Below are 26655 nucleotides of genomic sequence, written 5' to 3'. Positions count from 1 at the left end.
CCGGTGCAGGGCCTCCCGGCCGGTCCGGGCGTTCCCCGGTCGGTGCGCGGCCGGTCCGGGCGTTCCCCGGTCGGTGCGCGGCCGGTCCGGGCGTTCCCCGGTCGGCGTGCCCCCGCACGAGCCTGGCACGACGACGGCCGCCGTCCCGGGCGGGGCGGCGGCCGTCGTCGGCGGTGGGTCGGTCAGCGACCGGCGCCCGTGTCCTCGAGGAGCTGGACGAGCGTGCGGACGGCGACACCCGTGCCGCCCTTGCCCGTGTAGCCCCAGGGGCCGCGCTCGTTGAAGGCCGGGCCGGCGATGTCGAGGTGCGCCCACGGGATGCGGGGACTGCCCTCCCCGCCGGTGCGGCCGACGAACTCCCGCAGGAAGAGGCCGGCGACGAGCATGCCGCCGAAGCGCTCGCCCATGTTGCTGATGTCGGCCACCTGGCTGTCGAGGCCGGCGCGCAGCTCCTCGGGCAGCGGCATGGGCCAGAACTGCTCGCCCGAGCGGTCCGCCGCGGCGACGACGCGGCGGCCGACGGCCTCGTCGTCGGCCATGACGGCCGACACGCGGGCGCCGAGCGCGACCATCTGCGCGCCCGTGAGGGTGGCGACGTCGAGGAGCAGGTCGGGCTTGGTCTCGGAGGCGGCCACGAGGCCGTCGGCCATGACGAGCCGGCCCTCGGCGTCGGTGTTGAGCACCTCGACCGTGCGGCCGCCGTAGATCGAGATGACGTCCGACGGCCGCATGGCCGTGCCCGACGGCATGTTCTCGGCCAGGCAGAGCCAGCCGGTGACGGCCACGGGCAGCTTGAGGCGGGCGGCGGCGACGACCGTCTGCAGCACCGCCGCGGCGCCGGCCATGTCGCACTTCATCGTCTCCATCGACGCGGCGGGCTTGAGGGAGAGGCCGCCGGAGTCGAAGGTGATGCCCTTGCCGACGAGGGCGACGTCGGCGGTGGCGCCGCGCGGGGAGTACCGCACGCTGACGAGGCGGGGGCCGCGCACCGAGCCCTGGCCGACGCCGGTGAGGCCGCCGTAGCCGCCGTCGCGGAGCTGCTGGTCGTCGAGGACGGTGATCTTGAGCCCGTGCTCCTTGGCGGCGCGCGAGGCGATGCCGGCGAAGGCCTCGGGGTAGAGGTCCGAGGGCGGCGCGTTGACGAGGTCGCGCGTGGCGGCCACGGCGTCGGCGAGGACGCCCGCGCGCTCCACGCCGGCCTTGAGCTTCTTGTCGCGGGTCGCGGAGGTGAGGAGGACGACCTCGCCCACCGGCGCCTTCTGCGCCTTCGCGCTCTTCTCCTTGTAGGTGGAGTAGGCGTAGGCGCCGAGGAGGGCGCCCTCGACGGCGGCGACGCCGTCCTCGACGCCCGCCGACGGCAGGGCCAGCGCGAGGGTCCCGAGGCCGGCGGCGGCGCGGGCCGCGGCACCGGCCGCGCGGCGCAGGCGCTCGTGGTCGGGGACGTCGCCGGTGATCTTGCCGACGCCCGTCAGCACGAGGACCCCGGCGGAGGCGCCGCCGGCGGAGGCGACCTTGACGACCTCGTCGGCCGCGCCCGTGACGCCGAGCGACGCGAGAGAGCCGGGCAGCCAGCGCAGGGCCCGCGGCAGGTCGGCGAGGAGGCGGGGGCCGTCCTCGGTCGAGGCGACGGCGAGGGCGACGGCGTCCGCGGAGACGGACGCCGCGTCCTTGTTCTGCAGGCTCACGGTGGTCATCCGGCGAGGCTACCCACGCCCTCCGACGGCGCACCCGGCGTGCGCCGACGTCCGCGCCCGCCCGGCACCCACGGCGCGGCGCCCGGCGGTGGGGCCGTCGCTAGGGTCGCCCCCGTGACGACGCCCGAGGGGACCAGGCCCGCGCCCGAGGCCGCCGACCGCGCCGCGGAGCGCGCCGCCGACCAGGTGGACGTCGTCCGCGAGGAGGCGGCCGACGCCCCGGCGCCGGGCCCCCTGCGCGGCCCGCTCCACGACCGGCACGTGGCCGCCGGCGCCAAGATGGCCGACTTCGGCGGCTGGTCGATGCCCCTGGAGCACGCGGGCGGCGGCGTCGTCGCGGAGCACCGCGCGGTCCGCGAGGCCGTCGGCGTCTTCGACGTGAGCCACCTCGGCAAGGTGCGCGTCCGCGGCGCCGGGGCGGCGGCGTTCGTCGACCGCTGCCTGACCAACGACCTCGGGCGCATCGCGCCGGGCCGCGCCCAGTACTCCCTGTGCTGCGACGAGCGCGGGGGCGTCGTCGACGACCTCATCGCCTACCTGCGCGGCGACGACGAGGTCTTCACCGTCCCCAACGCCGCCAACGCCGGCGAGGTGGCCGCGCGCCTGCGCGCGGCCGCGCCGGCCGGCGTCGAGGTGGTCGACGAGCACCGCGAGCACGCCGTCCTCGCCGTCCAGGGCCCCGAGGCCGACGGCGTGCTCCACGCGCTCGGCCTGCCCGTCGGCGCCGACTACATGGGCTGGGTGGACGCGTCGTGGCGCGGCCGGCCCGTCGTCGTCTGCCGCACCGGCTACACGGGGGAGCGCGGCTACGAGCTGCTGCCCCGCTGGGACGACGCGGGCGAGCTCTGGGACGCCGCCGTCGAGCAGGTCCGCGCCCGCGGCGGGCTGCCCGCCGGGCTCGGAGCCAGGGACACCCTCCGCACCGAGATGGGCTACGCCCTCCACGGCCACGAGCTGACCGCCGACATCACCCCGGTGCAGGCGCGCGTCGGCTGGGCCGTGGGCTGGCGCAAGCCCGAGTTCTGGGGCCGCGACGTCCTCGTCGCCGAGAAGGAGGCCGGCCCGTCGCGCCGCGCGTGGGGGCTGCTGGCCGAGGGCCGCGGCGTCCTGCGCGCCGGCCTGCAGGTCCTCGACGTTGACGGGCAGGAGCTGGGCACGACGACGTCGGGCACCTTCTCCCCGACGCTCGGCGTCGGCGTGGCGCTCGCGCTGCTCGACGCCCGGGCGGCGGCCGACGACGTCGTCGCCGTCGACGTCCGCGGCCGTGCCCTGCGCTGCCGTGTCGTGCGGCCGCCGTTCGTCCCCGACCGCACGAAGGCCTGACCGCCCGGGGCCTGCCTCAGCGGCGGGCCGCGGCCCGCCGGCGCAGGAGCGAGCGGGCGGCGACGGCCACCCCCGCCGACAGGGCGAGCGCCGCCGCCAGCGCCCCGGCCAGCCCGAGCGGCCCGGCGAGCGGCGACGGCTCGTCCGCCGGTCCCGCGTCGGCCACGGCGGGCGCCCGGCCGAGCACGACGGCCACCGGCTCGTCCGGGGCGGCGGCGGCGTCGGGCAGGTCCACCGCCGGCTGGCAGACCTCGCGCGGTAGCCCGTCGACGGCGCAGAGGACGCCGCCCTCGACCCGGAGGTCGGCGACGTCCTCGAGGGCCGCGGTGACCACGGAGCCCTCCGGCACCTGCGCGCACGCCCCGCGCGGCGCGTCCGGCGGGGTGCCCGCCCCGGGCAGGGCCACGAGGTCGGCGGGCCGGCCGGCGTCGACGACGACGCCGACCCGGACCTGGTCCGCCGCCGGGGCGACGTCCCCGCAGAGGGCGTCGAAGGACGGCAGGTCGCGGGGCGGCCGGGGCTCCGCGTCGTCGGCGACCGTGGCCAGGCGGAGCCCCTCGACCGTGCCGTCGACGGCGGGGCGCCCGCTCGGCCCGACCGGCGCGAAGGCCCAGGCGCCGTCCTCGACGAGGAAGGAGCCCCAGTAGGTCGTCGCGCCCGCGTCGGCGGGCGCCGTCGTGGCGGTCGCCGGGGCGAGGGGCAGCACGGCGAGGGCGGTGGCCGCGGCGAGGGCGGCGAGGGAGGTGGGGAGGGGCCGGGCGGGCGGTGCGGTGGGCAGGAGAGCTCCTCGGTCGTCGTGCACGTCTCCCGGCAGGACGAACGGGCGGCCGCGCGCGTGCCGCCGGCACCCCGACGGGTCAGGCGACGTCGTCGCGGGCGCCCCGGTGGACGCCGACGCGCTCGGCCTCCAGCTGGGCGGCGACCGCCGTCCCGAGGAAGACGGCGACGGCGGTGAGCTGCCCCCACAGCAGGAGCGCGACGACGACGGCGAGCGGCCCGTAGACGGTCGTGAAGCCGCTGGAGATCTCGACGTACCCGACGACGCACGCGGTGAGGGCCGCCCACAGGAGGAGGACGAGGAGGGCGCCGAGGGCCAGCCACGACAGCCCCGGCTGGTGCCGTCGCGGGCTGTGGCGGAAGAGGGTGGTCACCGCGCCGACGAGGAGGACGGCGCCGAGCGGCAGCGCGACCGCCTGGACGACGTCGTCGTCGAGCCCGTAGACCGCCTCGGCCGCGTCGCCCGCCGGGCCGGAGCCCACGAGCAGCACGAAGCCGACGAGGGCCGGGACGCCCGCGACGACGGCGAGCACCGCCGCGCGGGTGTAACGGGCGACGAAGGGCCGGTCGCGCTCGATGCCGTAGACGCGGTTGGTGCCGCGCTCCACCTGCGCCATCGCCGTCGTGAGGGCGACGAGGGCGGTGACGAGGCCGACGACGAGCGCCAGCCGGGCGCCGGCGCCGCCGACGTCCCCGTCGAGGGTCTCCCGGACCACGTCGGCGGACGCCCCGGGCGTCAGGGCCAGGAGCGTCTCGCGCAGCACCTCCGCCAGCCGCTCGGCCGTCACCGACCCGGCGAGGCCGACGAGCGCGACGACCAGGGGCAGCACCGCGAGGCACAGCTGCAGGCCCAGCGCGCGCGAGTGCGAGAAGCCGTCCGCGTACCGGAAGCGCCGCACGACCTCGAGCGGGAAGGTCCGCCCGCAGCGCCGCACCGTGTGCCAGGCGTCGTCCGCCTCGAGCTCGTCGTCCTCCATCCGGGAGGTCTCGGGCACGTGCGTCGCGGAGCTCACGGGCGGAGGGTGGCACCCGTGGACCCCGACGCGCCGCTGGACCTCGCCCGGTGGGGCGCCCGTGCCGCCGCCGTCCCGCTCGTGCCGGAGGTCGTCGTGCCGGTCGTCGACGACGTGGTCGCCCTGTGGGAGCGCACGGACGCCGCCGCGGGCCGCCCGCAGCCGCCGCCCTTCTGGGGCGCGCCGTGGGTCGGCGGGCAGGCGCTCGCCCGGCACGTCCTCGACCGCCCCGACCTCGTGGCCGGCCGTGCCGTCGTCGACGTGGCCTGCGGCTCCGGCGTCGTCGCGGTCGCGGCCGCGCTGGCGGGGGCGTCGGCCGTGACGGCCCTGGACCTCGACCCGCTGGCGGCGGCGGCGGCCCGGTGGACGGCGGCGCGGGCCGGCGTCGTCGTCGACGTGCGGGTGGCCGACGTCCTCGCCGCGGGGCCGGGCCCGCTGGACGGCGCGGACGTCGTCCTCGTCGGCGACCTGTTCTACGAGCGCCCGGTCGCCGAGGCGCTGCTGCCGCTCCTGGAGCGGTGCGCCGACGGGGGCGCGCTCGTCCTCGTGGGCGACCCGGGGCGGGCGCACCTGCCGACGGGCCGGCTGGCCGAGGTCGGGCGGTACGCCGTCCCGGTGGTCGGCGACGTCGAGGACGCCGGGACCCGGTCGACCGGCGTGCTGCGGGTCAGCGGGGCTGCGCGCCCCGGGCCACCTGCGGCTTCGGCAGGCGGCTGCGGCGGATCTGCAGCGCGCGCATGACGCCGTAGCGGACGGAGCCCACGGGCACCTCGCCGAAGCGGGCGGTCAGCTGCCGCTTGAGGTGCCGGTTGAGGACGAAGCAGTCGACGACGACCGCCAGCACGGCGAACCACAGCGCGAAGGTGGCGTACAGCGCCTGCTCCGGCGGGACGACGAAGGTCACGAGGACCAGCGCGAGCGCGGCGAAGAGGAGGTACTCGCCGACGTTGCGGCGGACGTCCACGGCGTCGCGCACGAAGCGCTTGACGGGGCCCTGGTCGCGGGCCGGCAGGTACCGCTCGTCGCCCGTCTCCATGGCGGTGCGGGTGCGGCCGCGCTCCTCGCGCAGCCGCTCGCGCGACGCCCTCGCCGCGGCCTTGCGGTCGGTGACGACGAGCGGTCGGCGGCGTGCGGCCTCGGCCTCGGCGCGGCGGGGCGTGGGGCGGCCCTTGCCGACGGCGGGGGCGGCCGGGGCGGTCTCCTCCACCGGGGGCGTCGTCGACTTGCGGCGGGTCCAGGGCGCGGGCACGCGCCCAGGATAGGTGCGGCGCCGGGCGCGCCCCGCCCCGCCGGGTGCCCTCGCGGGGCCGCCACGGCGTCGGGCCAGGTCGGGGGGCCTCGGTAGCGTCGCCGTATGAGCGACGTCACGACGGCCGGCACCTCCGACGGGGCGGTGGGGGCGCTGCGGCGCCGCGTCGCCGACCTGCTGCCGGCGGGCCGCGCCGACCTGGAGGACCTCGTCCGCGTCCGCGGCATCTCCTCCTCGCCCGACGCCGGTCCGGAGCTGGCCCGCGGCGCCGAGATGGTCGCGGGCCTCCTGCGCGACGCCGGGATGCCGGACGTGGAGGTCGTCACGGCGCGGGGCCCCGACGGCACCCCCGGCGCGCCCGCGGTGCTCGCACGGCGCCCCGCGCCGGCCGGCGCGCCGACGGTCCTCCTCTACGCCCACCACGACGTGCAGCCGACGGGCCCGGCCGAGGCGTGGACGACGCCGCCCTTCGAGCCGGTCGAGCGCGACGGGCGCCTCCACGGGCGCGGCACCGCGGACGACAAGGCCGGCGTCGTCACGCACGTCACGGTCCTGCGGGCGCTGCTGCCGACGTGGGGGCCGCAGGACGGCGTCGGCGTCGTCGTGCTCGTCGAGGGCGAGGAGGAGTCGGGGTCGCCGTCCCTGCCCGACCTCCTCGCGACCCACGGGGAGCGGCTGCGCGCGGACGTCGTCGTCGTCGCCGACTCCGACAACTGGTCGGTGGACGTCCCCTCGCTGACCGTCAGCCTGCGCGGCCTGCTGGAGCTCGACGTCACCGTCCGGACGCTGCGGCAGCCGCTGCACTCGGGCATCTGGGGCGGCCTCGTGCCGGACGCCACGCAGGCGCTCACCGTGCTGCTGGCCCGGCTCTGGGACGACGCCGGCGACCTCGCCGTCGAGGGGCTCGTCCGGGGGGAGGCGGCGGACCTGCCGCGCACCGAGGACGGGCTGCGCGCCGACGGCGGGGTGCTGCCCGGGGTCGAGCTCGTGGGGCGCGGCTCCCTGCTGTCGCGGACGTGGCGCCGCCCGTCCGTGACGGTCGTGGCGTCGGACGCCGTGCCGCTGGCTCTCGCGTCCAACACGCTGGCGGCGGCGCGCACCGCCCGGCTGTCGGTGCGGCTGGCGCCCGGCCAGGACGTCGACGAGGCCGAGCGGCTGCTGCGCGAGCACCTGGCGGCCACCGTCCCCTTCGGCGCGCACCTCGAGGTCGAGCGGCTGGCCTCGGGGCGGCCCTTCGAGGGCGACCGGCCCGGGCCCGCCCGCGACGCCGCCGACTGGGCGCTGTCGACCGCCTGGGACGGTGCCCGCGTCGCGCACCAGGGGCTCGGCGGCTCGATCCCCCTGGTGGCCGAGCTCCTCGACCTCCTGCCCGACGCCGAGGTGCTCATCACCGGCGTCGAGGACCCGGCCACGGCGGCGCACGGCGTCGACGAGTCGCTCTCGCTCGCGGTGCTGGGGCGGGCGGCGACGGCCGAGACGCTGCTGCTGGCCCGTCTCGCGGGCGAGGTCTGACCGCGCGGACCCGTCCGGCCGGGGCCGGGGGCGCCGTACCCTGGGACGGCCGGACGACGCGGCGGGCCCGCCGCCGACGACCGACCGGCAGCACGGAACAGACCGGCGACCGGCACCGTTGGTGCCGACGACCGCACGACCACGGCGCCGCGGCGCCCGCAGCGCGGAGGCAGACGCCCCATGACGCAGACCACCCAGGACACCGGCACGACGGCCCCCGAGGCCGCGACGGCCGCGCCCGAGCGGACCCACGGGGTCGAGCTCAGCGCGCCCGCCGTGGAGAAGGTCCGGGCCCTGCTCGACCAGGAGGGCCGCGACGACCTGCGGCTCCGCGTGGCCGTGCAGCCCGGCGGCTGCTCCGGCCTCATCTACCAGCTCTACTTCGACGAGCGCTCGCTGGACGGGGACGCCGTGCGCGACTTCGACGGCGTGGGCGTCGTCGTCGACAAGATGAGCGTCCCCTACCTCGACGGCGCGACGATCGACTTCGCCGACACCATCGAGAAGCAGGGCTTCACCATCGACAACCCCAACGCGGGCAGCTCGTGCGCCTGCGGCGACTCCTTCAGCTGAGCCGCACCCCGCCCCCGGCGGGCGCACCGCGGGCCGTCGTCCTCCTCGGGGGGCGGCGGCCCGCGCTGCGTCCCGGGGCGGGGCGGCGCGCGGTGGGACGGGGGACGCGGTGGGTGGCGTGAGCGGCGACGACGCGGCGCGAGCCCCCGGGGACGGCACCGGTCGCCCGGTCGGCGACGGCGCCGGCCACCGCTCGGGGTGGGGCGCCGGCCTCGCCGCCGCCCTGGCGCGCGTCCCGGCGGGGGAGGACCTCGTCGCGACCGGTGCCGACCTGCAGCCGGCGACGCTGCTCGACGCCTACGGGCTCGGGCTGTTCCCCATGGGCCTCGGCGGCGGCGGCCGCCGTCCCCTCGGCTGGTGGTCGCCCGACCCGCGCGGCGTCCTCCCGCTGGACGGGCTGCACGTCAGCCGGTCGCTGCGACGCTCGCGCGCCCGGCTCTCCGTGACCGTGGGCACGGCCTTCGACGAGGTCGTCGAGGGGTGCGCCGACCCGTCGCGCAGCGGACGGTGGATCACCCGCGAGGTCCGGGGCGCGTACGCCCGGCTGCACGCCCTGGGCCACGCCACGAGCGTGGAGGTCCGCGACGACGACGGGGCGCTCGTGGGCGGCCTCTACGGCGTCGTGCTGGGCGGGCTCTTCGCCGGGGAGTCCATGTTCTCCCGGCGCACCGACGCCTCGAAGGTCGCGGTCGCCGCGCTCGTCGACCTGCTGCGCGACGACGGCGCCGACGGTCGCGGCCGCCTCCTCGACGTTCAGTGGCGCACCGACCACCTGGGCACGCTGGGCGTCGTCGAGGTCCCGCGCGGGGAGTACCTCGAGCGGCTCGCGGACGCCGTGGTCCTGCCCCCGCCGCCCGCCCTGGCCGCGCCCGGCAGGCCGCCCGCGCACGCTCCCCGGACGTCCCCGGTCGGGTGACGCGCCGCACGCGGCCCACCGGTCGCCGCCGGGAATGCGGGGGGTAGCCTCCGTCTCGACATCACCACGCTGCTCGGCCGCCCTCCCCGGGGGACGGACGACGGACCCGGAAGGCCGATGGTGCTCCCGACCGCTCCGCCCCACCCCCGCCGCCGCAGGGCGCCCCGCGCGCTCGGCGCGCTGGCCGCCGTCGCGCTGCTGACGGCCGGTTGCTCCGCCGAGGCGGTCTCCACCGGCTGGATGCCCAGCACCCCCACGACGACCGACAACACCGGCACCGTCATCTCGCTGTGGAACGGCTCGTGGATCGCGGCCCTCGCCACCGGCGTGCTCGTCTGGGGCCTCATCATCTGGTGCGTCGTCGCGTACCGCCGCAAGAAGGACGACGTCGGCCTGCCGGCGCAGCTGCGCTACAACGTGCCGCTGGAGATGCTCTACACCGTCGTCCCGCTGATGATGGTCGGCGTCCTCTTCTACTACACCCACCGCGACCAGGTGGACATCGAGACCATCACGCCGCAGGACCAGCGCGAGCTCGAGATCAACGTGGTCGGCAAGCAGTGGGCGTGGGACTTCAACTACACGACCGACGACGTCTACGAGACGTCGACGCAGGTGGACCTGGACGACCAGGGCAACCCGGTCACCGAGATCCCCACGCTGTACCTGCCCGTGGACACGACCGTGACCTTCCACCTCACGGCCCGCGACGTCATCCACTCCTTCTGGGTGCCCGGCTTCCTCTACAAGAAGGACATGATCCCGGGGCGGGACAACTACATGGAGCTCACCCCGCAGGAGATCGGGGTCTTCGAGGGCAAGTGCGCCGAGCTCTGCGGGCAGTACCACTCCGAGATGCTCTTCCGCGTCGCCGTCGTGTCCCAGGAGGACTACGACGAGCAGATGCAGCTCCTCCGTGACGCCGGCCAGACGGGCGCCCTCGGCGAGGACCTCAACAAGCTCAACGCCGACGGCGAGAGGGAGGGCGTCCGGTGACGACCTACTACGAGGCCGCCGGAGCCGGCGAGCCGACCACGAGCACCACCGCCCGCCAGTCGGTCGGCCGCATGTCGCAGCGCACGCTGGGCCGGGCGGTCGTCTCCTGGATCACGAGCACCGACCACAAGGTCATCGGGTACATGTACCTGATCACCTCGTTCTTCTGGTTCCTCGTGGCCGGCGTGATGGCGCTGATCATCCGCGCCGAGCTCTTCGAGCCGGGCATCCAGATCGTGCAGAACAAGGAGCAGTACAACCAGCTCTTCACGATGCACGGCACGATCATGCTGCTGATGTTCGCGACACCGCTGTTCATCGGCTTCGGCAACGTCATCGTGCCGCTGCAGATCGGCGCCCCGGACGTCGCGTTCCCGCGGCTCAACATGTTCTCGTTCTGGCTGTTCCTGCTCGGCGGGGCCATGGTCTTCATGGGCTTCTTCGTGCCGGGCGGCGCGGCCTCCTTCGGCTGGTTCGCCTACGCGCCGCTGTCCAACCCCGTGTACTCACCAGGGGTCGGTGGTGACCTGTGGGTCTTCGGACTGGCGCTGCAGGGCTTCGGCACCATCCTCGGCGGCGTCAACTTCATCACGACGATCGTCTGCATGCGCGCCCCCGGCATGACGATGTTCCGGATGCCGCTGTTCACCTGGAACATCCTGCTGACGGCCGTCCTCGTCATCATGGCGTTCCCGCCCCTGGCCGCCGCGCTCTTCGCGCTCGGCGCCGACCGGCGGCTGGGCGCCCAGGTCTTCGAGGCCGAGAACGGCGGTGCCATCCTCTGGCAGCACCTGTTCTGGTTCTTCGGGCACCCCGAGGTCTACATCATCGCGCTGCCCTTCTTCGGCATCGTCACGGAGATCTTCCCGGTCTTCAGCCGCAAGCCGATCTTCGGCTACAAGGGCCTCGTCTTCGCGACGATCGCCATCGCCGGCCTCTCCGTCACGGTGTGGGCCCACCACATGTACGTGACCGGCGCGGTGCTGCTGCCCTTCTTCGCCTTCATGACGATGCTCATCGCGGTGCCGACGGGCGTGAAGTTCTTCAACTGGATCGGCACGCTGTGGCGGGGGTCCATCACCTTCGAGACGCCGATGCTGTGGTCGATCGGCTTCCTCGTCACCTTCCTCTTCGGCGGGCTCACCGGGATCATCCTCGCCAGCCCCCCGCTGACGTTCCACACCTCCGACACGTACTTCGTCGTGGCGCACTTCCACTACGTCGTGTTCGGCACGGTCGTCTTCGCGATGTTCGCCGGCTTCTACTTCTGGTGGCCGAAGTTCACGGGCACGATGCTCGACGAGAAGCTGGGGAAGATCCACTTCTGGCTGCTGTTCGTCGGCTTCCACGGCACGTTCCTCATCCAGCACTGGCTGGGCGTCGTGGGCATGCCCCGCCGCTACGCGGACTACCTGCAGTCGGACGGCTGGACCGGCATGAACCAGGTCTCGACGATCTTCTCGTTCCTCCTGGGGGCGTCGATGATCCCGTTCGCCTACAACGTCTACAAGACCTGGCGCACGGCGCCGCGCGTCGTCGTCGACGACCCGTGGGGCTACGCCCGGTCGCTCGAGTGGGCCACCAGCTGCCCGCCGCCGCGGCACAACTTCACGTCGATCCCGCGGATCCGCTCGGAGTCGCCGGCGTTCGACCTCCACCACCCGGAGGTGGCGGCGTCCACCGTGACGACGCCGGACCGGGGCACCCTCGACCGGGTCTTCGGCGAGGCGGACCTCAAGGGCGAGCCGAAGGGCAAGAACCAGTGAGCATCGAGACCAAGCTCTTCTTCAGCGGGGTCTTCGTCTTCGTGCCGGTGGGCGTCATCTACGCCCTCTGGTCGGGCGGCGAGGCCGTGGGCACGACGGGCCTCTTCCTCACCGGCGGCCTCGCGGCGATGATCGGTGGGTACCTGTGGCTCACCGCGCGACGGATCGACCCCCGTCCCGAGGACGACCCGCAGGCGCACATCGCGGACGCCCCGGGTGACCAGGGCTTCTTCAGCCCCTGGTCCTGGTGGCCGCTCCCGCTCGCCTTCTCGGCGTTCATGATCTTCTTCGGCGCGGCCGTGGCCTGGTGGGTGGCCTTCATCGGCGCCGCTCTGGCCGCCGTCTCCCTGGTGGGTCTCCTCTTCGAGCACTACCGCGGACGCTTCGCGCACTGACCGTGCCGCCGTCCGACCACGACGCCCCGTCCCTGCGCGCAGGGGCGGGGCGTCGTGCTGCCGGGGGCGGCGCGACGGCCACGGACGGGCCGGTCCCCCTCACGGAGCTCCACGAGACGCCCGAGGGGACCGTCCGCACGACGACGTCCGCGCCGGCGGGTCCGTCGCGCGGGCTGCTCGTCCTCGGCCACGGCGCGGGCGGCGGGGCGGACGTCGTGGCGCCCGACCTGCGGGCCGCCGTCGACGGGGCCCTCGAGGCCGGCTGGAGCGCCGTCCTCCTCGACCAGCCGTGGAAGGTGGCGGGTCGCCGGGTAGCCGTGGCGCCGGCCCGTCTCGACGTCGCCTGGACGGCGGTCGTGGCCGTCCTGGCGTCCCGGCGCGGGTCGACGGGGGGCGGACCGCTCGTCGCCGGAGGACGGAGCGCAGGGGCGCGGGTGGCGTGCCGGACGGCTGCGGCGCTCGACGTGGACGCCGTGGTCGCGCTGGCCTTCCCGCTCGTCCCGACGACGCGGGCCGGGGCGCCGGGCCCGAGCCGGGCACCGGAGCTGGCGACGTCCCTGCCCGTGCTCGTCGTGCAGGGTCGTCGCGACCGCTTCGGGGGGCCGGAGGACGTGAGGGCCGTCGCGGGCCCGCGGACGACCGTGGTGGGGGTCGAGGGCGACCACACGCTGCGCGGCGACGGGGCGGCCGTGACGGCGGCCGTGCGGCGCTTCCTCGACGAGCGGGCGTCGGCGCCGCGCTGAGGACCGGCGGCGTCAGCCGAGCGGGGTGACGAGGACGCCGGCGAGGTCGGAGACGACGGCTGCGCGCAGCTCTCGAGCGCGCTCCGGCGTCACGAGCCCGTCCGCCGCCGCCTCGTCGACACGCTGCACGGCGGCCGCCTCCAGGGCGTCCCCGACCTCGTGGACGTCGACCCCGCGGTCCCGCGCCACGGAGGCCAGCGTGGCGCCCTCACGGCGCAGGTCGGCGGCGAGCTCGTCGGCGGTCGTCCGGAGCGGGACCGCGGCGGCAGCGAGCGCGTCACCGGCGAGGCCGGTCCAGGAGCTCGGCGCCCTTGCAGGGAGGTCGCCCGACCCGTCGCCGGCGTCGAGCCCGCGGTCGAGCGCGCGGACGGCGTCGGCCACCTCGGCGTCCGTGAGGGTGCCGTCGCCGAGGGTGGCGACCGCGGCGTCGCGGGTGTCGGAGGCGCCCTGGCGGGCGGGGGAGAGGAGTGCCTCGGCGCCGTCCTCCGCGAGCGCGGGCCCGACGAGGGCGGCGGCGCCCGCGACCGCCAGTCCAGCGACGACGGCGGTGGTACGTCGGCCCATGGTCGGTCTCCTCGTCGGCCTCGGTCGCGTGCGGTGTGCGGTGCGGTGCGGTGCGGTGCGGTGCGCAGCCTGCCGGTCCCTCCTGCCAGCGGGCTGGGTTCCACCTGGCAAGGGCGGGCCGTCGGACGCACCCGCGTCGTGCGGGCGCTCCGGAGGGGACGGCGGCGTCGCCGCAGCGCCGGCGCTCGCTGGATACGCCGGGCCGGTACGTGCCGGGACGACGACGCCCCCTCCCGCGCGCGGCGGGAGGGGGCGTCGTCGTGGGCCACCGGGGGTGGCCGGGGAGGTCAGTCGGGCGTGCCCGAGGTGATCTCTCGGCGGGACTCGACCGGCTGCTCGATGGCCTCGTGCTCGCCGTGGTGCTGCGCCGCCGCCAGCTCGCGGGGCGTGACGGGCTCGACCCGGTCCTCGAAGAAGAAGTTCGAGAGCGAGGCGCGCACGCGCTCCACGGGGGAGGGCTTGGAGCCGTCCTCGTAGCGACGCGGCGGGATCGACAGGGGGCGGTAGGCCTCGTGCTGGACGAGCACCCAGCGGTCGGAGTCGCTGAGCGGCTCGTGGACCTCGAAGTACTCGCCGTCGGCGGTGCGGACGACCCGGCCGGTCTCGTGGCCGTGGAGCGCCAGCTCGCGGTCCTTGCGCTGCAGCGCCATGCAGATGCGCTTCGTCACGACGAAGGCCACCGGCGGGAGCACGAAGAACGCGAAGCGCAGGAGCCACGTGAGGTCGTTGATCGACATCCCGAAGGCGATGGCCATGAGGTCGTTGCCGGCCGCGGCCCACATGACGCAGTAGCTGACGATCGCCGTGACGCCGATGGCCGTGCGGACCGGGGCGTTGCGGGGACGGTCGAGCAGGTGGTGCTCCCGCTTGTCGCCCGTGACCCACTGCTCGAGGAAGGGGTAGGCGATGAGGCCGACCACCATGATCCCGGGCACGACGAGGGACGGCAGGAAGACGTTGAGCGAGAGCGTGTAGCCGGCCAGGTAGAACTCCGGCTGGCCCGGCATGAGCCTGAGCAGCCCGTCGACGAAGCCGATGTACCAGTCCGGTTGGGTGCCGGCCGAGACCGGTGACGGGTCGTAGGGCCCGTAGTTCCAGATCGCGTTGATGGAGACCACCGACGAGATGAGGACGATGACGCCGAGGACGATGAAGAAGAAGCCACCGGCCTTGGCCGCGTACACCGGCATCAGCGGAAAGCCGACGACGTTGTCGTTGGTCCGCCCGGGGCCGGGGTACTGGGTGTGCTTGTGGGCGACGACCAGCGCCAGGTGCAGGGCGATGACCGCGAGCGTGATCCCCGGCAGCACGAAGACGTGGAGGATGTAGAGCCGCGGGATAATCGTCTCGCCGGGGAACTCCCCGCCGAAGAGGAAGAACGTGATGTACGTGCCGACCACCGGGATGGCCAGGATGACGCCCTGGATGATCCGCAGGCCGTTGCCGGACAGCAGGTCGTCCGGCAGCGAGTAGCCGGTGAAGCCGAGGGCCAGGGCGAGGATCGCGAGCACGACGCCGAGCACCCAGTTGAACTCACGCGGCTTGCGGAACGCGCCGGTGAAGAAGACGCGGAACATGTGCACGACGATGGCGGCGACGAAGATCAGGGCCGACCAGTGGTGCACCTGCCGCATGAGCAGGCCGCCGCGGATGTCGAAGGACAGGTGCAGCGACGAGGCGTAGGCCTCGGACATCGTCACGCCGTACAGGGGGGCGTACGAGCCCTCGTAGGTGATGAGGGTCATGCTCGGCACGTAGAACAGCGCGAGGAACGTGCCGGAGATCAGCAGGATGAGGAAGCTGTAGAGCGCGACCTCTCCCAGCATGAACGACCAGTGGTCGGGGAAGACCTTGCGGGCGAAGCCCTTGACCAGTCGTGCCGCGCCGATGCGCTCGTCGAGGTAGTCGGCCGCGCCGGCGGACAGGCGGGCGGTGCGGCTTGCCGGGGTGGTGGTGCCGGTGGTGCTCATCCGCGCTCCCAAAAGCTGGCTCCGGGCGGTTCGTGGAAGTCTGACGTCGCCACCAGGTAGCCCTCGTCGTCCACCTCGATGGGCAGCTGGGGGAGGGCACGCTTGGCCGGGCCGAAGATGACCTTGCAGTGCTGGGTCAGGTCGAACGTCGACTGGTGGCAGGGGCAGAGCAGGTGGTGCGTCTGCTGCTCGTAGAGCGCCACGGGGCACCCGACGTGCGTGCAGATCTTCGAGAAGGCGTAGATGCCGTCGACGTCCCAGCCCTCGCGGTCGGCGCGGTACTGCACCACGCCCGGGTCGACACGCATGATGAGGACGGCCGCCTTGGCCTTCTCGTCGAGGAAGTGCGAGCTCTCGTACAGGTTCTCCGGGATGACGTGGAAGACCGACCCGAGCGTGACGTCGGCGGCGCGGATCGGCTCCGCCGAGGGGTCGAGCGCGAGGCGCACGCCGGGGGCCCACAGGGTCGTGCTGAGCGAGTCGCCCGGCAGCGGCCCGAGGTCGCGCAGGAGCGCCACCGCGGGGAGGGGCGCCAGCGCCGCGGCGCCCACTAGGCCGCCGAGGATGAACGGGCGCCGGCCGAGGCCGGACTCCTGACCGCTGGCCGTCATGATCTCGGCCGCCGTCGCACGCTCCTCGTCCGTGCCGCGCTGCGGGTGACGCTCGTCGATGGCCTCGGTGTCGGGCATCAGCGTCTTGGCCAGGTGCACGGCCGCGGTGCCGATGAAGAAGATGCCGAAGCCCAGGCCGAGGCCGAGCGTGATGTTCGACAGCCGGAGCGTGCCGAAGGTGCCGTCGAGGGGGATGGCGAAGTAGCCGACGAGCGAGACGACGGTGCCCAGGGCCGAGAGCCCCAGCATCGCGAGCACCTGCCGCTCGGCGCGGCGGGCCGCCTTCGGGTCGGAGTCGGCGCGCCGGTGCTGGTGCGCCGGCAGGCCCGGGTTGCGGAAGCGGACCGGCGTGCGGCCGGCGTCCGGCTGGTCGACCGCGGACTTGTCGCTGTTGGGGAGCTGGACGTCGCTCACGAGGACTTCGCCCCCAGCCAGACCGCGCAGCCGATGAGGAGGACCATCGCGCCGACCCAGACGAACAGGCCCTCGGTGACGGGGCCGATGGAGCCGAGCGACCAGCCGCCGGGGCTGGGCTCGGTGTTCACGTGGTCGAGGTAGCTGATGATCTGCTGCTTCTCGGCGGGCGTGATGTTGTCGTCGTTGAAGACGGGCATCGACTGCGGGCCGGTCTGCAGGGCCTCGTAGATGTGGCGGGGCTCGACGCCGTCCAGGGACGGCGCGTACTTGCCCTGCGTGAGGGCGCCGCCGGCCCCGACGACGTTGTGGCACATGGCGCAGTTGATGCGGAAGAGCTCGCCGCCGGCGGCGATGTCGTCGGGGTCCTCGGACACCGTCAGGTACTCGTCGGCCGGGATGGCCGGGCCGGGGGCCAGCGACGCCACGTAGGCCGCCAGGTCGGCGGTGTCCTGGTCGTCGAAGACGCGCGGCTTCTGCGGGGCCTGGGGGGCCTGCTGGGCGAGCGGCATGCGGCCGGTGGCGACCTGGAAGTCGACGGAGGCCGCGCCCACGCCGATGAGGCTGGGTCCGCCGGTGCCGCCCTGGGCCTGGAGCCCGTGGCAGGTGGCGCAGTTGGCGAGGAAGAGCTCCTGCCCGCGGTCGACGTCGCCCTCGGCGTCGTTGATCGTGGGGGCGGCGTCGGCCTGGCCGGGGGCGACGGCGGTGTAGGCCGCCCCCGTGACGACGAGCGCCAGGAGCAGCAGCATCGCGGTCGCCAGCGGGTGCCGGCGGCGTGCGGCGAGTTGTCTCACGTCCTGATGTTCCTCACGCTCGGGGTGGTGCGGGGGTGACGGGTGCGCGCGGGGCGCGGGTGCAGGGCGCTCGCCCGGTACTTCGGGCCCGACGGGCTCACTGGATCAGGTAGATGACGGCGAAGAGGCCGACCCAGACCACGTCGACGAAGTGCCAGTAGTACGACGTGACGATGGCGCTCGTCGCCTCGTGGTGGCCGAAGCGGTACGAGGCGAAGGCGCGGGCGATGACGACGCAGAAGGCGATGAGGCCGCCGATGACGTGGAGGCCGTGGAACCCGGTGGTCAGGTAGAAGACCGAGCCGTAGGGCGAGCTGGCGATCGTCAGGCCTTCACTGACGAGCGTCGCGTACTCCCACACCTGGCCGCCGATGAAGGTCGAGCCCATGAGGAAGGTGAGGACGTACCACTCGACCATGCCCCAGCGGCGCACGTTCAGCAGGCTGCCCGTGCGGTACGGCTGGAAGCGCTCGGCGGCGAAGACGCCGAGCTGGCAGGTGACCGAGCTGAGCACGAGGATCGTCGTGTTGATCGACGCGAACGGCAGGTCGAGGAGCGGCGTCTCCTCGCCCCACAGGGCCGGGCTGACGGCGCGGATCGTGAAGTACATCGCGAAGAGCCCCGCGAAGAACATCAGCTCGCTGGAGAGCCACACGATGGTGCCGACCGAGACCATGTTGGGCCGGTTGACCGTGCTGTGGCCGACGGCCGTGGGGACTGCGGTCTCGGAGGTCACGAGAGCAGTATGGACGACGCGGCGACGCCCGACACGGGGGGTGCGCGCGTGTCGTCCGGCACAGCCCGTCGTGTCCGTCCCGTGACCTCGTGGGCCCGTCCGGCGCCGTCGGCGCGCGGCTCCGGGACGGCCGCGGCGGGGCCCCGGGTGGCTAGTCTCCGTCCCGTGCAGGCGACCGCCGGGCCCTCGTGGCGAGACCTGACCGCACGGCTGCTCGCCGGCCACGACCTCACGGCCGCGGAGACCGCGTGGGCCATGGGCCGGGTCGTCGCGGGCGAGGCCCCGGCGGTCCCGCTGACCGGCTTCCTCGTCGCCCTCCGGGCGAAGGGCGAGTCCGTGGCGGAGCTGACCGGGCTCGCCGACGCGATGCTCGAGGTCGCCGTGCCGCTGGACGTGCCGGGCCGGGCGCTCGACGTCGTCGGCACCGGCGGCGACATGGCGAGCACCGTCAACCTGTCGACGATGGCGGCGCTCGTGGCCGCCGGCGCCGGCGAGCGGGTCGTCAAGCACGGCAACCGGGCGGCGTCGTCCGCCTGCGGCACGGCCGACGTCCTCGAGGCGCTGGGGGTCCGGCTGGACCTGCCCCCCGCCCGGGTCGCCGAGGTGGCGGTCGAGGTCGGCATCACCTTCTGCTTCGCGCCCGTCGTCCACCCCTCGATGCGGCACGCGGCCCCCGTGCGCCGCGAGCTCGGGCTGCCGACGGCCTTCAACCTGCTCGGTCCCCTGACCAACCCCGCGCGGCCCGCGGCCGCGGCGGTCGGCGTCGCGGACGCGCGGACGGCCCCGCTCGTCGCCGGCGTCATGGCCGCCCGCGGCACCGACGCCCTCGTCGTCCGCGGCGGCGACGGGCTCGACGAGCTGACGACGACGGCGCCGACGACGGTGTGGTGGGTGCACGCCCCGGAGGGCGGCGACGACGGGACGCCCCGTGCGGTGCGCGAGCTCGTCGTCGACGCGGTCGACCTCGGCCTGCCGCGCTCCGTCCCCGAGGACCTGCGCGGCGGCGGCCCGGCCGAGAACGCCGCGGTGGTCCGCGACCTCCTCGCGGGGCGGCCCGGGCCGGTGCGCGACGCCGTGCTGCTCAACGCGGCCGGCGCCCTCGTCGCGGCGGAGGGCGGCGGGGGCGACCTGGCCGGCCGGCTGTCCGCCGCGCTGGGGCGGGCGGCGGCGTCCGTCGACTCCGGCGCCGCGGGCGACGTCCTCGAGCGGTGGGTCGCGGCGACCTCCGCCTGAGCGGGCGCGAGCGCCCGCCTCAGCCCTCGAGACCCAGGTCGAAGGCCTGCTCGAGGTCGTGCCGCGAGTAGGTGCGGAAGGCGATGTGCGTGCGCGTGCGCACGACGCCGGGCACCTTGCTGATGCGGTCGGCGACCGCGTCGGCCAGGTCCTCGTGGCGGCGGGCCCGCACGACGGCGACGAGGTCGACGTCGCCCGTCACGGAGTAGACCTCCGTGACGTCGGGCAGGTCGGCGATGGCGGCGGCCGCCTCGGGGATGAGGGCGGCCTCGGTGTCGACGAGGACGATGGCGGTGATCACGGACGCGCTCCGGCGGTCTCGGCGGTGAGGGGCGCGCCCAGGGTGGCGCGCGGGGCCGTCGGCGTCGAGCGGGCCGCGGCCGCCGGCGGGTGCGCCGCCGGCGCGACGGCACCCGGCCCCGGGGGGACGGGTGCGCCGGTCGCGTCGGCGTCCTCCTCTGGGTCCTCCTCGTCCGGCACGCCCCGGGCCTCCTCGGCCGGCCAGGCGACGACCGCGTCGGCGCCCGCCGCCTCCTCGGCCACGGCCGCGAGCTCCTCCACCGGGGGGAGGGGGAGCCGGAGGCGCCCCGCGGCGCCGGCGGCCCCGTGCAGCGGGCTGGCCCACACGCCGTCGAGCTCGACGAGGCGCACGCCCTCCTGCTCGAGCCAGCGCGCCACGAGCTCGGTCTCCTCGACGAGGGCGGCCGGCGCCGGTCCGGCCGGCGCGCCGACGACCTCGCCGGCCTGCCGCAGGGACGCCACGACGACCATCGGGTCGGTGCCGGCCGGCGCGACCGCCGTGCCCGCCAGCCGTCCGTGGCGGACGAGGACGAGCTCCCAGCCGCCCCCGTCCTCCGGCGGACGGCGACGGGCGGCGACGAGCTCGGGCGCCGCGGCCAGGGGGGCGAGCCGCTGCCGCGCGCCGGCGGCGGCGAGGTAGGCCAGCAGCCGGTCCCGGTGGGCGGCGGCCTCCTCGAAGCGCTCGGCGGCCGCGGCCTCGCCCGCCCGGCGCAGGCCCGCCTCGACGACCGCACGGGGGTCGTCGAGCATCGAGGCCCGCGCCGCCTCGACCACCACGGAGTAGCCCTCGCGGTCCTGGGCCCCGGTGCAGGGGGCCCCGCACCGCCCGAGCGCCGCCAGGGCGCACGCCGACGCCGACGGGGACGGCCGGGCGGGCAGCCGCCCCGCGCAGCGGCGCAGGGCGTGCGCCTCCTGCAGGGCCTCGACCGCCAGCGCGGCCGCCGCCGCGCCGCGGACGGGACCGAGGTAGGTGGCGCCGTCCTCGGCCACCCGTCGGACGACGGACAGCCGGGGGAAGGCCTCGTCGGTGAGCTTGAGCCAGCGGGTCCGCTCCGGCCGCGTCGAGCGGCGGTTGTAGGCGGGCCGGTGCTCGGCGATGAGGCGCAGCTCGCGGACGGCGGCCTCGAGCGGCGTCGGGCAGACCACGGGGACCACCCGGGCGGCGCGCGCGAGCATCTGCTCCATGCGCGCGCGGGTCTCGGAGGACGTGAAGTAGCTGCGGACCCGGCGCCGGATGCAGCGGGACGTGCCGACGTAGAGGACCTCGCCGAGCGCGTCGACGAAGAGGTAGACCCCCGGCGCGTCGGGCAGGCCCTCGGCGAGGTGGCGGCGGGCGCGCCGCGCGGGGGAGACCCGCGTGCCGGCGCGCTGCTGCTCGCGGAGGTCCTCGAGCGTCCGGACGCCCACGCCGCCGAGCCGGCCCAGGAGGCCGTGGAGGACGTCCACCGTGGCGCGCGCGTCGTCGAGGGCGCGGTGCGTCGGGGTCGTCGTGGCGCCGAGGTGCTCGGCGAGCGTGGCCAGCTTGTGGTTGCGGACCTCGTCGCGGGCCAGGACGGCCCGGGCGAGCGGCACCGTGTCGACGACCTCGTTGCCCGGCCAGCGGCGTCCGGCGCGGGCGCCCGCGGCCCGGAGGAAGCCCGTGTCGAAGGGGGCGTTGTGCGCGACGAGGACGGCGTCGCCGACGAACTCCCAGAAGGCCGGGAGCACCTCCTCGACGCGCGGGGCCGCGGTGAGCATGGCGTCGGTGATGCCCGTGAGCACCGTGATGAGCGGCGGGACGGGGCCGCCCGGGTCCACGAGCGTCGACATCTCGCCGAGCACCTCGCCGCCCCGCACCTTCACCGCGCCGATCTCCGTGATGGCGCACGTGCGCGACGAGCCGCCCGTCGTCTCGAGGTCGACGACGACGAACGTCACCTCGTGCAGGGGCGTCCCCAGGTCGTCGAGCGACGTCTGGACGGGGACCCGCGGCGCCCGGGGGGCGCCGGGCGCCGGCGGGGGCGCGGCCGGCGGGGTGCGGGGCAGGGCGACGGGCATGCGGGGGACCGTAGGCGGGCCCCCCGACAGCGACCGGCCGCCGCGCCCGCCGACCGGGTGGCGGGCGCGGCGGCCGGTCGACGGGGCCCGCCCGCGCCGGGCCGTCGACGCGGACCCCGGGGCGGCGCGGCGGGGGCGTTGTCGGTGCCCCTCCCTAGCGTCCGTCGCGTCGGTCGGGGTCCCCCGGCCGCCGAGCGAGGGGAGTTGCTGTGATCGTCGACTGCGACGGCTGCGCGGTGCGTGGCCCGGCCTGCTCCGACTGCGTCGTCAGCGTGCTCTTGGGCATGCCGGCGGTCCGCCGGGACGAGCCGGCGGGCCCGCGGCCCGCCGAGGACCTCGACGAGGCCGAGCGCGCGGCCATCGCCGTGCTGGCGGGCTCGGGCCTGGTCCCGCCGCTGCGGCTCGTGCCCGTCGGCCCGCCCGCGGCGGACGGGCCGCCGGCCGGCGGCTCCTACGATGCCCGGCGTGGACGGGCGACCAGGGCGGGCTGACGCGGGCGCCGCCCGGCCCGCCGGCCGGCGGCGGCGCCCCGGCCGGTCCGCCCTGTTCCTCGTCGGCGCCCTCGTCGTCGTCCTCGGCGTGGCCGCGGCCCTGCTCGTGCCCCGGGCGGCGGACGGGCCCGACGTCGGCGCACCCGACCCGTCGCCGTCGCCGACCGCGTCGGCGGTGCCCGCCGCGGAGGCCCGGGAGGCCGCGCTGCAGGAGCTGCTCGACCGCCGTGCCGCCGCGGTGCTGGCGGGCGACGTCGCCGGCGTCGTCGGGACGGCGGACCCGGCCGCCCCCGACTTCCGGGCGCGCCAGGAGGCCACGGCCACCGGGCTCGCGCGGGTGCCGCTCGAGCGCTGGTCCTACGAGGTGCGGGGCGAGGGCGCCCCGCTCGGGGCCGGCCGGCTCGCCGAGCTGGGGCCGGACGCCTGGGTGGCCGACGTGCTCCTGTCCTACCGGGTGGCGGGCGTCGACCCCGTGGACCAGCAGCGGGAGCAGTCCCTCACCGTCGTCCGCCGCGACGGCGCGTGGCTCCTCACCGCGGACGACGACGGCCCCACGCGCGCCGACCTGTGGGACCTCGGCGTCGTCGACGTCGTGCAGACCGAGCGGACGGTCGTCGTCGGCACCGCCCCGCGGGCGGTGCTCGAGGAGCAGGGGGCGCTGGGCGACGTCGCGGCCCGCCGGGTCGACGCCGTCTGGGGGACGTCGTGGCCCCGGCGGACCGTGCTGGTCGTCCCCGCCGACGAGCAGCAGCTCGCCCGCGTGCTCGGGCGCGACGGCACGGCCGGGCTCGACCAGCTCGCGGCCCTCACCGTCGGCGCCGAGCGCGGCTCCGGTGCCGCGGGCGCGGAGGGGGCCGTCGACCGCGTGCTCGTCAACCCCTCCGGCCTGGCCCGGCTGGAGGAGCGCGGCCGCACGGTCGTCCTCACGCACGAGACGACGCACGTGGCCGTCCGCGCCGGCGCCGCCGCGGACCCGCCGCTCTGGCTGTCCGAGGGCTTCGCCGACCTCGTGGGCTACGCCCCCGGCGAGGGCGAGGAGGCGCTGCCGCCCGAGGCCGTGGCCGCCGACCTCCTCGACGCGGTCCGCCGCGACGGGCCGCCGGCGTCCCTCCCCGCCCCCGAGGCCTTCGACGCGACGCGCGGCGACGTCGCGCCGGCCTACGGCGCCGCCTACCTCGCGGCCCGGACGGTGGAGCAGCGGTACGGGCGCCCGGCCCTGCTGGAGCTCGTCCGCGCCACGACCGGGCGGGCCCCGGCCGAGGTGGCCGGCGAGGTCGTGCCCGGCGCGGCGCCCGTCCCGCCCGAGCAGGCCGTCCCGCAGGTGCTCGGCGTGGACCTGGCCGTGCTCGAGCAGCAGTGGCGAGACGACGTCGTCGCGCTCGCGGGGACGGCCTGACGTGGCGCCGTCCCCCCGTGGTGGCCGGACGCTCGTCGTCACCAACGACTTCCCGCCGCGCACGGGCGGCATCGAGTCCTTCGTCCTCGCCGTCGCGACCCGGCTGCCGGCCGACGAGGTCGTCGTCCACACCGCCCGCCAGCCGGGCGACGCGGCGCACGACGCGGCCCTGCCCTTCCCCGTCGTCCGCGACCCGGCCCGCCTGCTCGTGCCGACGCCCGCGGTCGTGCGCCGCGTCGTCGCGACGGCGCGCGAGCACGGCTGCGACCGCGTCTGGTTCGGCGCCGCCGCGCCGCTGGCCCTCATGGCGCCCGCGCTCCGCCGGGCCGGGGTGCGCCGCCTCGTCGCGACGACGCACGGCCACGAGGTCTGGTGGTCCTCCCTGCCGGGCGCCCGGACGGCGCTGCGGGCGATCGGCCGGCGCGTCGACGTCGTCACCGCCCTCGGGCCGTGGTGCGCGGGGCGCATCGCCCGCCCCCTCGCGCCCGCCGCCCGCGAGCGGCTCCAGCGCCTCGTGCCGGGGGTCGACGCCACGCGCTTCCGGCCCGGGGCCGGCGACGGCGCCGTCCGCCGCGCCCACGGGCTGGGCGACCGGCCCGTCGTCGTCTGCGTCTCGCGCCTCGTCGCCCGCAAGGGCCAGGACGTCCTCGTCCGGGCCCTGCCCGCCGTCCTGGCGCAGGTGCCCGACGCGGTGCTCCTCGTCGTCGGCGACGGCCCCGCCCGGCGGCGCGTCGAGCGGCTGGCCCGCCGCCTCGGCGTCGCGGATGCCGTCGTCATGGCCGGGCGGGTCGGCTGGGACCGCACGCCGGAGCACTACGCCGCCGGCGACGTCTTCGCCATGCCGACGCGCACCCGGCTCCTCGGCCTCGAGCCGGAGGCCCTGGGCATCTGCTACCTCGAGGCGGCCGCGACCGGGCTCGCCGTCGTGGGAGGGCGCTCCGGCGGCGCCCCGGACGCGGTCCTCGAGGGGCGCACCGGGCTCGTCGTGGACGGGCGCGACGTGGCCGCCGTCGCCGCCGCGGTGGCCGCCCTGCTGCGGGACCGCGCCCGTGCGCGGGCCATGGGCGCGGCGGGCCGGGAGTGGGTGGCCTCGACGTGGTCCTGGGACGGGCAGGTGGCGCGCCTCCGGGGGCTGCTCGACCCGGCGGTGCCGCTGCCCGTCGCCGCGGACCCGGCCCTCCGGCTCGGGCCCTGACGACGCCGGCCGGCCAGGTCCCCGCCGGCGGGCCCCGGGGCGGTCAGCGCGGCGGCGCCGCCGCGTAGATCTCCTCGACGCGGTCGGCGTGGTCGCGCAGCACGGCCTGGCGCTTGAGCTTGAGCGACGGCGTGAGGTGCCCCGTCTCCTCGGTGAGGTCGGTCGGCAGGACGACGAAGCGCCGCACCGACTCGGCGCGGGACACGGCCTCGTTGGCGGCGTCGACGGCGCGCTGCACCTCGGCCACGACCTCGGGCAGCGCCGACGCCTCCGCCGGGCCGACGGCGGGCAGGCCGTGGTTGGACAGCCAGATCGGCAGCATGTCCGGGTCGAGCGTCACGAGGGCGCCGACGAAGGGCCGGCCGTCGCCGACGACCATGCACTGCCCCACGAGCGGGTGGGCGCGCAGCCGGTCCTCGAGGACGGCGGGGGCCACGTTCTTGCCGGCCGCGGTGACGAGGATCTCCTTGGACCGGCCGGTGATGCGCAGGTAGCCGTCGTCGTCGAGGTGCCCGAGGTCGCCGGTGCGGAACCAGCCGTCGACGGTGGCGGCCGCGGTGGCCGCGTCGTCGTGCCAGTAGCCCGCGGTCACGTGGGCGCCGCGGAGCTGGATCTCGCCGTCGTCGGCCACCCGGACCGAGGTGCCCGGCAGCGGTCGGCCCACGGTGCCGATGCGCAGCGCGTCGGGCGTGCAGACCGTCGTGGGCGCCGTCGACTCGGTGAGGCCGTAGCCCTCGAGCACGGTGATGCCCACGCCGCGGAAGAAGTGGCCGAGACGCTCGCCGAGCGGCGCGCCGCCGGAGACGGCGTACTCGAGCCGACCGCCCGTGGCCGCGCGGATGCGGCGGTAGACGAGCCGGTCGAAGAGCGCGTGCTGGGCCTTGAGCAGCAGGCCCGCGCCGCCGGACTGCTCCGCCCGGCTCCAGCGCTCGGCCACGCCGGCCGCCCGGCGGAAGAGGTCGCCCCGGCCGGCCGCGTCCGCCTTCGCCTCGGCGCCGTTGTAGATCTTCTCGAAGACGCGGGGGACCGACAGGACGTACGTCGGGCGGAAGGACACGAGGTCGTCGGCCAGCTGCTTCGGGTCCGGCGTGTGCCCCATCGGCGTGCGCGCGGCCACGGCGAGGACCTGGACGAAGCGCCCCAGGACGTGGGCCAGCGGGAGGAAGAGGAGCGTCGAGGCGTCCTGGCCGCGCAGGACCCCCGGCATGAGCGCGACCGCGTTCTCCGCGAGAAGGAGGAAGCCCTCGTGGGTCAGCACGCAGCCGCGCGGGCGCCCCGTCGTGCCCGACGTGTAGATGAGCGTGGCGGGGGAGGAGCCCCGCAGGGACGCCCGCCGCCGGTCGAGCTCGGCGCGGTCCACGTCGGCGCCGAGCGCGCGGAGGGCGTCGAGCCCGCCGTCGTCGACGGTCCACGTCGGCGAGCCGTCGCCCTCCGCGCGCGCCCGTGACACGAGGCCGGCGTGCGCCGCCGTCTCCGCGACGACGACCCGCGCGCCGGAGTCCTGCAGCACCCAGGCCACCTGCTCGCGCGAGCTCGTCTCGTAGACCGGCACCGTGACGGCGCCCGCGGTCCAGATCGCGAAGTCGACGAGCGTCCACTCGTAGCGGGTGCGGGACATGAGGCCGACCCGGTCGCCGACGGCGACGCCCGCCGCGACGAGGCCCGCGGCGACGTCCTCGACCTCGCGGCGGAACTGCGCCGCGGTGACGTCGGCCCAGCCGCCGGAGCCGTCCGGGCGCCGGAAGGACACGGCGTCGGGCTGCTCGTCGGCGTTGACGACGACGAGGCGCGCCAGGTGGTGCGCGGGGTCGGCGTCCACGAGCGGGGGTCGGCTGGCCTCGCGCACGGGCGTCTCCTCGGACCCGCCGGGGCGTCGGGCCGACGGCGACGGCCCCGGCGCCGCCCCGGGCCGGTGCCTCCAGCGTAGGGGTGGGTCGCCCCGACGACGGCGCCCCCG

General features: G+C 76.5%; 25 protein-coding genes. 13 read left to right on the top strand and 12 right to left on the bottom strand.

Translation table 11 applies throughout. From position 1 onward, the window contains the following. Positions 1-182: 182 nt before the first annotated feature. A complete protein-coding gene (locus EDC03_RS01655) occupies positions 183-1694 on the bottom strand; it encodes a leucyl aminopeptidase (protein WP_123378444.1) in 1512 nt (503 codons plus the stop codon). A gap of 234 nt (positions 1695-1928) precedes the next feature. Between EDC03_RS01655 and gcvT the strand changes: the two genes are divergently transcribed. Beyond that, positions 1929-3017: a glycine cleavage system aminomethyltransferase GcvT gene (gcvT, locus tag EDC03_RS01650; protein WP_422393783.1), complete on the top strand. Its 1089-nt coding sequence runs from the start codon at positions 1929-1931 to the stop codon at positions 3015-3017. Positions 3018-3033: 16 nt separating this feature from the next. On the opposite strand, the gene EDC03_RS01645 is transcribed toward gcvT, so the two are convergent. Together EDC03_RS01645 and EDC03_RS01640 are read right to left on the bottom strand one after the other, a co-directional pair. Continuing rightward, the gene (locus tag EDC03_RS01645; protein ID WP_123378442.1) at positions 3034-3819 is read right to left on the bottom strand and encodes an SCO2322 family protein; all 786 of its coding nucleotides are present in this window, start codon (positions 3817-3819) and stop codon (positions 3034-3036) included. 55 nt (positions 3820-3874) lie between these two features. Then, the gene (locus EDC03_RS01640; protein ID WP_123378441.1) at positions 3875-4807 is read right to left on the bottom strand and encodes a YihY/virulence factor BrkB family protein; all 933 of its coding nucleotides are present in this window, start codon (positions 4805-4807) and stop codon (positions 3875-3877) included. Positions 4808-4825: 18 nt separating this feature from the next. Here EDC03_RS01640 and EDC03_RS01635 point away from each other — a divergent pair, with 18 nt between their 5' ends. Next, positions 4826-5548 carry a class I SAM-dependent methyltransferase gene (locus EDC03_RS01635; protein WP_241966966.1) on the top strand — a complete coding sequence of 241 codons (723 nt, stop codon included), beginning with the start codon at positions 4826-4828 and terminating at the stop codon, positions 5546-5548. Here EDC03_RS01635 and EDC03_RS01630 read toward each other — a convergent pair. Beyond that, positions 5475-6056 (bottom strand): DUF3043 domain-containing protein, encoded by a 582-nt coding sequence (locus EDC03_RS01630; protein WP_123378440.1) that lies wholly within the window; start codon positions 6054-6056, stop codon positions 5475-5477. The genes EDC03_RS01635 and EDC03_RS01630 overlap by 74 nt on opposite strands. A gap of 105 nt (positions 6057-6161) precedes the next feature. On the opposite strand from EDC03_RS01630, the gene EDC03_RS01625 reads away from it, so the two are divergent. From EDC03_RS01625 to EDC03_RS01595, 7 genes are all read left to right on the top strand, one after another. Further along, entirely contained in the window at positions 6162-7568 is a 1407-nt protein-coding gene (locus EDC03_RS01625) for a M20/M25/M40 family metallo-hydrolase (RefSeq protein WP_123378439.1), read from the top strand. Positions 7569-7748: 180 nt separating this feature from the next. After that, entirely contained in the window at positions 7749-8141 is a 393-nt protein-coding gene (locus tag EDC03_RS01620; RefSeq protein ID WP_123378438.1) for a HesB/IscA family protein, read from the top strand. Positions 8142-8259: 118 nt separating this feature from the next. Next, on the top strand, positions 8260-9057 hold the full coding sequence (gene aat, locus EDC03_RS01615; protein ID WP_241966965.1) for a leucyl/phenylalanyl-tRNA--protein transferase: 798 nt from the start codon (positions 8260-8262) through the stop codon (positions 9055-9057). A 117-nt stretch (positions 9058-9174) separates the two neighbouring features. After that, positions 9175-10053 (top strand): aa3-type cytochrome oxidase subunit II, encoded by an 879-nt coding sequence (ctaC, locus tag EDC03_RS01610; protein ID WP_199719843.1) that lies wholly within the window; start codon positions 9175-9177, stop codon positions 10051-10053. A gap of 71 nt (positions 10054-10124) precedes the next feature. After that, entirely contained in the window at positions 10125-11819 is a 1695-nt protein-coding gene (gene ctaD, locus EDC03_RS01605) for an aa3-type cytochrome oxidase subunit I (protein WP_123378757.1), read from the top strand. Beyond that, positions 11816-12214, top strand: coding sequence for a cytochrome c oxidase subunit 4 (locus EDC03_RS01600; RefSeq protein WP_123378436.1), 399 nt, complete (start codon positions 11816-11818; stop codon positions 12212-12214). Before ctaD ends, EDC03_RS01600 begins: the two co-directional genes overlap by 4 nt. A 2-nt stretch (positions 12215-12216) precedes the next feature. After that, positions 12217-12957: an alpha/beta hydrolase family protein gene (locus EDC03_RS01595; RefSeq protein ID WP_199719842.1), complete on the top strand. Its 741-nt coding sequence runs from the start codon at positions 12217-12219 to the stop codon at positions 12955-12957. Positions 12958-12969: 12 nt separating this feature from the next. Here EDC03_RS01595 and EDC03_RS01590 read toward each other — a convergent pair whose 3' ends face one another. The 5 genes from EDC03_RS01590 to ctaE form a co-directional block, all read right to left on the bottom strand. Beyond that, a complete protein-coding gene (locus EDC03_RS01590) occupies positions 12970-13521 on the bottom strand; it encodes a hypothetical protein (protein ID WP_123378435.1) in 552 nt (183 codons plus the stop codon). 287 nt (positions 13522-13808) lie between these two features. Next, entirely contained in the window at positions 13809-15491 is a 1683-nt protein-coding gene (gene qcrB / locus EDC03_RS01585; protein ID WP_123378434.1) for a cytochrome bc1 complex cytochrome b subunit, read from the bottom strand. Continuing rightward, positions 15488-16516, bottom strand: coding sequence for a cytochrome bc1 complex Rieske iron-sulfur subunit (gene qcrA / locus EDC03_RS01580; protein WP_123378433.1), 1029 nt, complete (start codon positions 16514-16516; stop codon positions 15488-15490). The genes qcrB and qcrA overlap by 4 nt, the downstream gene beginning before the upstream one ends. Next, entirely contained in the window at positions 16513-17310 is a 798-nt protein-coding gene (gene qcrC / locus EDC03_RS01575; RefSeq protein ID WP_123378432.1) for a cytochrome bc1 complex diheme cytochrome c subunit, read from the bottom strand. Before qcrC ends, qcrA begins: the two co-directional genes overlap by 4 nt. Before the next feature lie 97 nt (positions 17311-17407). Next, the gene (gene ctaE / locus EDC03_RS01570; protein WP_123378431.1) at positions 17408-18046 is read right to left on the bottom strand and encodes an aa3-type cytochrome oxidase subunit III; all 639 of its coding nucleotides are present in this window, start codon (positions 18044-18046) and stop codon (positions 17408-17410) included. A 165-nt stretch (positions 18047-18211) separates the two neighbouring features. Between ctaE and trpD the strand changes: the two genes are divergently transcribed. Further along, entirely contained in the window at positions 18212-19279 is a 1068-nt protein-coding gene (gene trpD / locus EDC03_RS01565; protein WP_241966963.1) for an anthranilate phosphoribosyltransferase, read from the top strand. A 19-nt stretch (positions 19280-19298) separates the two neighbouring features. Here trpD and EDC03_RS01560 read toward each other — a convergent pair whose 3' ends face one another. Further along, a complete protein-coding gene (locus EDC03_RS01560; protein ID WP_123378429.1) occupies positions 19299-19580 on the bottom strand; it encodes an Lrp/AsnC ligand binding domain-containing protein in 282 nt (93 codons plus the stop codon). Beyond that, positions 19577-21616, bottom strand: coding sequence for a DEDD exonuclease domain-containing protein (locus EDC03_RS01555; protein ID WP_123378428.1), 2040 nt, complete (start codon positions 21614-21616; stop codon positions 19577-19579). Before EDC03_RS01555 ends, EDC03_RS01560 begins: the two co-directional genes overlap by 4 nt. A 209-nt stretch (positions 21617-21825) precedes the next feature. Between EDC03_RS01555 and EDC03_RS01550 the strand changes: the two genes are divergently transcribed. Genes EDC03_RS01550 through EDC03_RS01540 form a run of 3 tightly spaced genes read left to right on the top strand, consistent with a single transcriptional unit; the run spans position 21826 to position 24698 of the window. Continuing rightward, positions 21826-22107: a hypothetical protein gene (locus tag EDC03_RS01550; RefSeq protein ID WP_123378427.1), complete on the top strand. Its 282-nt coding sequence runs from the start codon at positions 21826-21828 to the stop codon at positions 22105-22107. Further along, positions 22082-23503 (top strand): hypothetical protein, encoded by a 1422-nt coding sequence (locus EDC03_RS01545; RefSeq protein WP_148057980.1) that lies wholly within the window; start codon positions 22082-22084, stop codon positions 23501-23503. The genes EDC03_RS01550 and EDC03_RS01545 overlap by 26 nt, the downstream gene beginning before the upstream one ends. A 1-nt stretch (position 23504) precedes the next feature. Further along, a complete protein-coding gene (locus EDC03_RS01540; RefSeq protein ID WP_123378425.1) occupies positions 23505-24698 on the top strand; it encodes a glycosyltransferase family 4 protein in 1194 nt (397 codons plus the stop codon). Between the two features lie 43 nt (positions 24699-24741). On the opposite strand, the gene EDC03_RS01535 is transcribed toward EDC03_RS01540, so the two are convergent. Further along, entirely contained in the window at positions 24742-26544 is a 1803-nt protein-coding gene (locus tag EDC03_RS01535; RefSeq protein WP_123378424.1) for an AMP-dependent synthetase/ligase, read from the bottom strand. Positions 26545-26655 lie beyond the last annotated feature (111 nt).

This window comes from Pseudokineococcus lusitanus, assembly GCF_003751265.1.
Lineage (GTDB): Bacteria > Actinomycetota > Actinomycetes > Actinomycetales > Quadrisphaeraceae > Pseudokineococcus > Pseudokineococcus lusitanus.
The sequence above is the reverse complement of the archived record's forward strand: the minus strand, read 5'-3'. Positions and strand labels throughout refer to the sequence as shown.

Bases quoted from the DNA above. Each gene is read 5' to 3' on its own strand.
- ctaC (WP_199719843.1), top strand. From the start codon at position 9,175: ATGGTGCTCCCGACCGCTCCGCCCCACCCCCGCCGCCGCAGGGCGCCC.
- EDC03_RS01655 (WP_123378444.1), bottom strand. From the start codon at position 1,694: ATGACCACCGTGAGCCTGCAGAACAAGGACGCGGCGTCCGTCTCCGCG.
- qcrB (WP_123378434.1), bottom strand. From the start codon at position 15,491: ATGAGCACCACCGGCACCACCACCCCGGCAAGCCGCACCGCCCGCCTG.
- EDC03_RS01625 (WP_123378439.1), top strand. From the start codon at position 6,162: ATGAGCGACGTCACGACGGCCGGCACCTCCGACGGGGCGGTGGGGGCG.
- EDC03_RS01590 (WP_123378435.1), bottom strand. From the start codon at position 13,521: ATGGGCCGACGTACCACCGCCGTCGTCGCTGGACTGGCGGTCGCGGGC.
- EDC03_RS01555 (WP_123378428.1), bottom strand. From the start codon at position 21,616: ATGCCCGTCGCCCTGCCCCGCACCCCGCCGGCCGCGCCCCCGCCGGCG.
- EDC03_RS01620 (WP_123378438.1), top strand. From the start codon at position 7,749: ATGACGCAGACCACCCAGGACACCGGCACGACGGCCCCCGAGGCCGCG.
- ctaD (WP_123378757.1), top strand. From the start codon at position 10,125: ATGTCGCAGCGCACGCTGGGCCGGGCGGTCGTCTCCTGGATCACGAGC.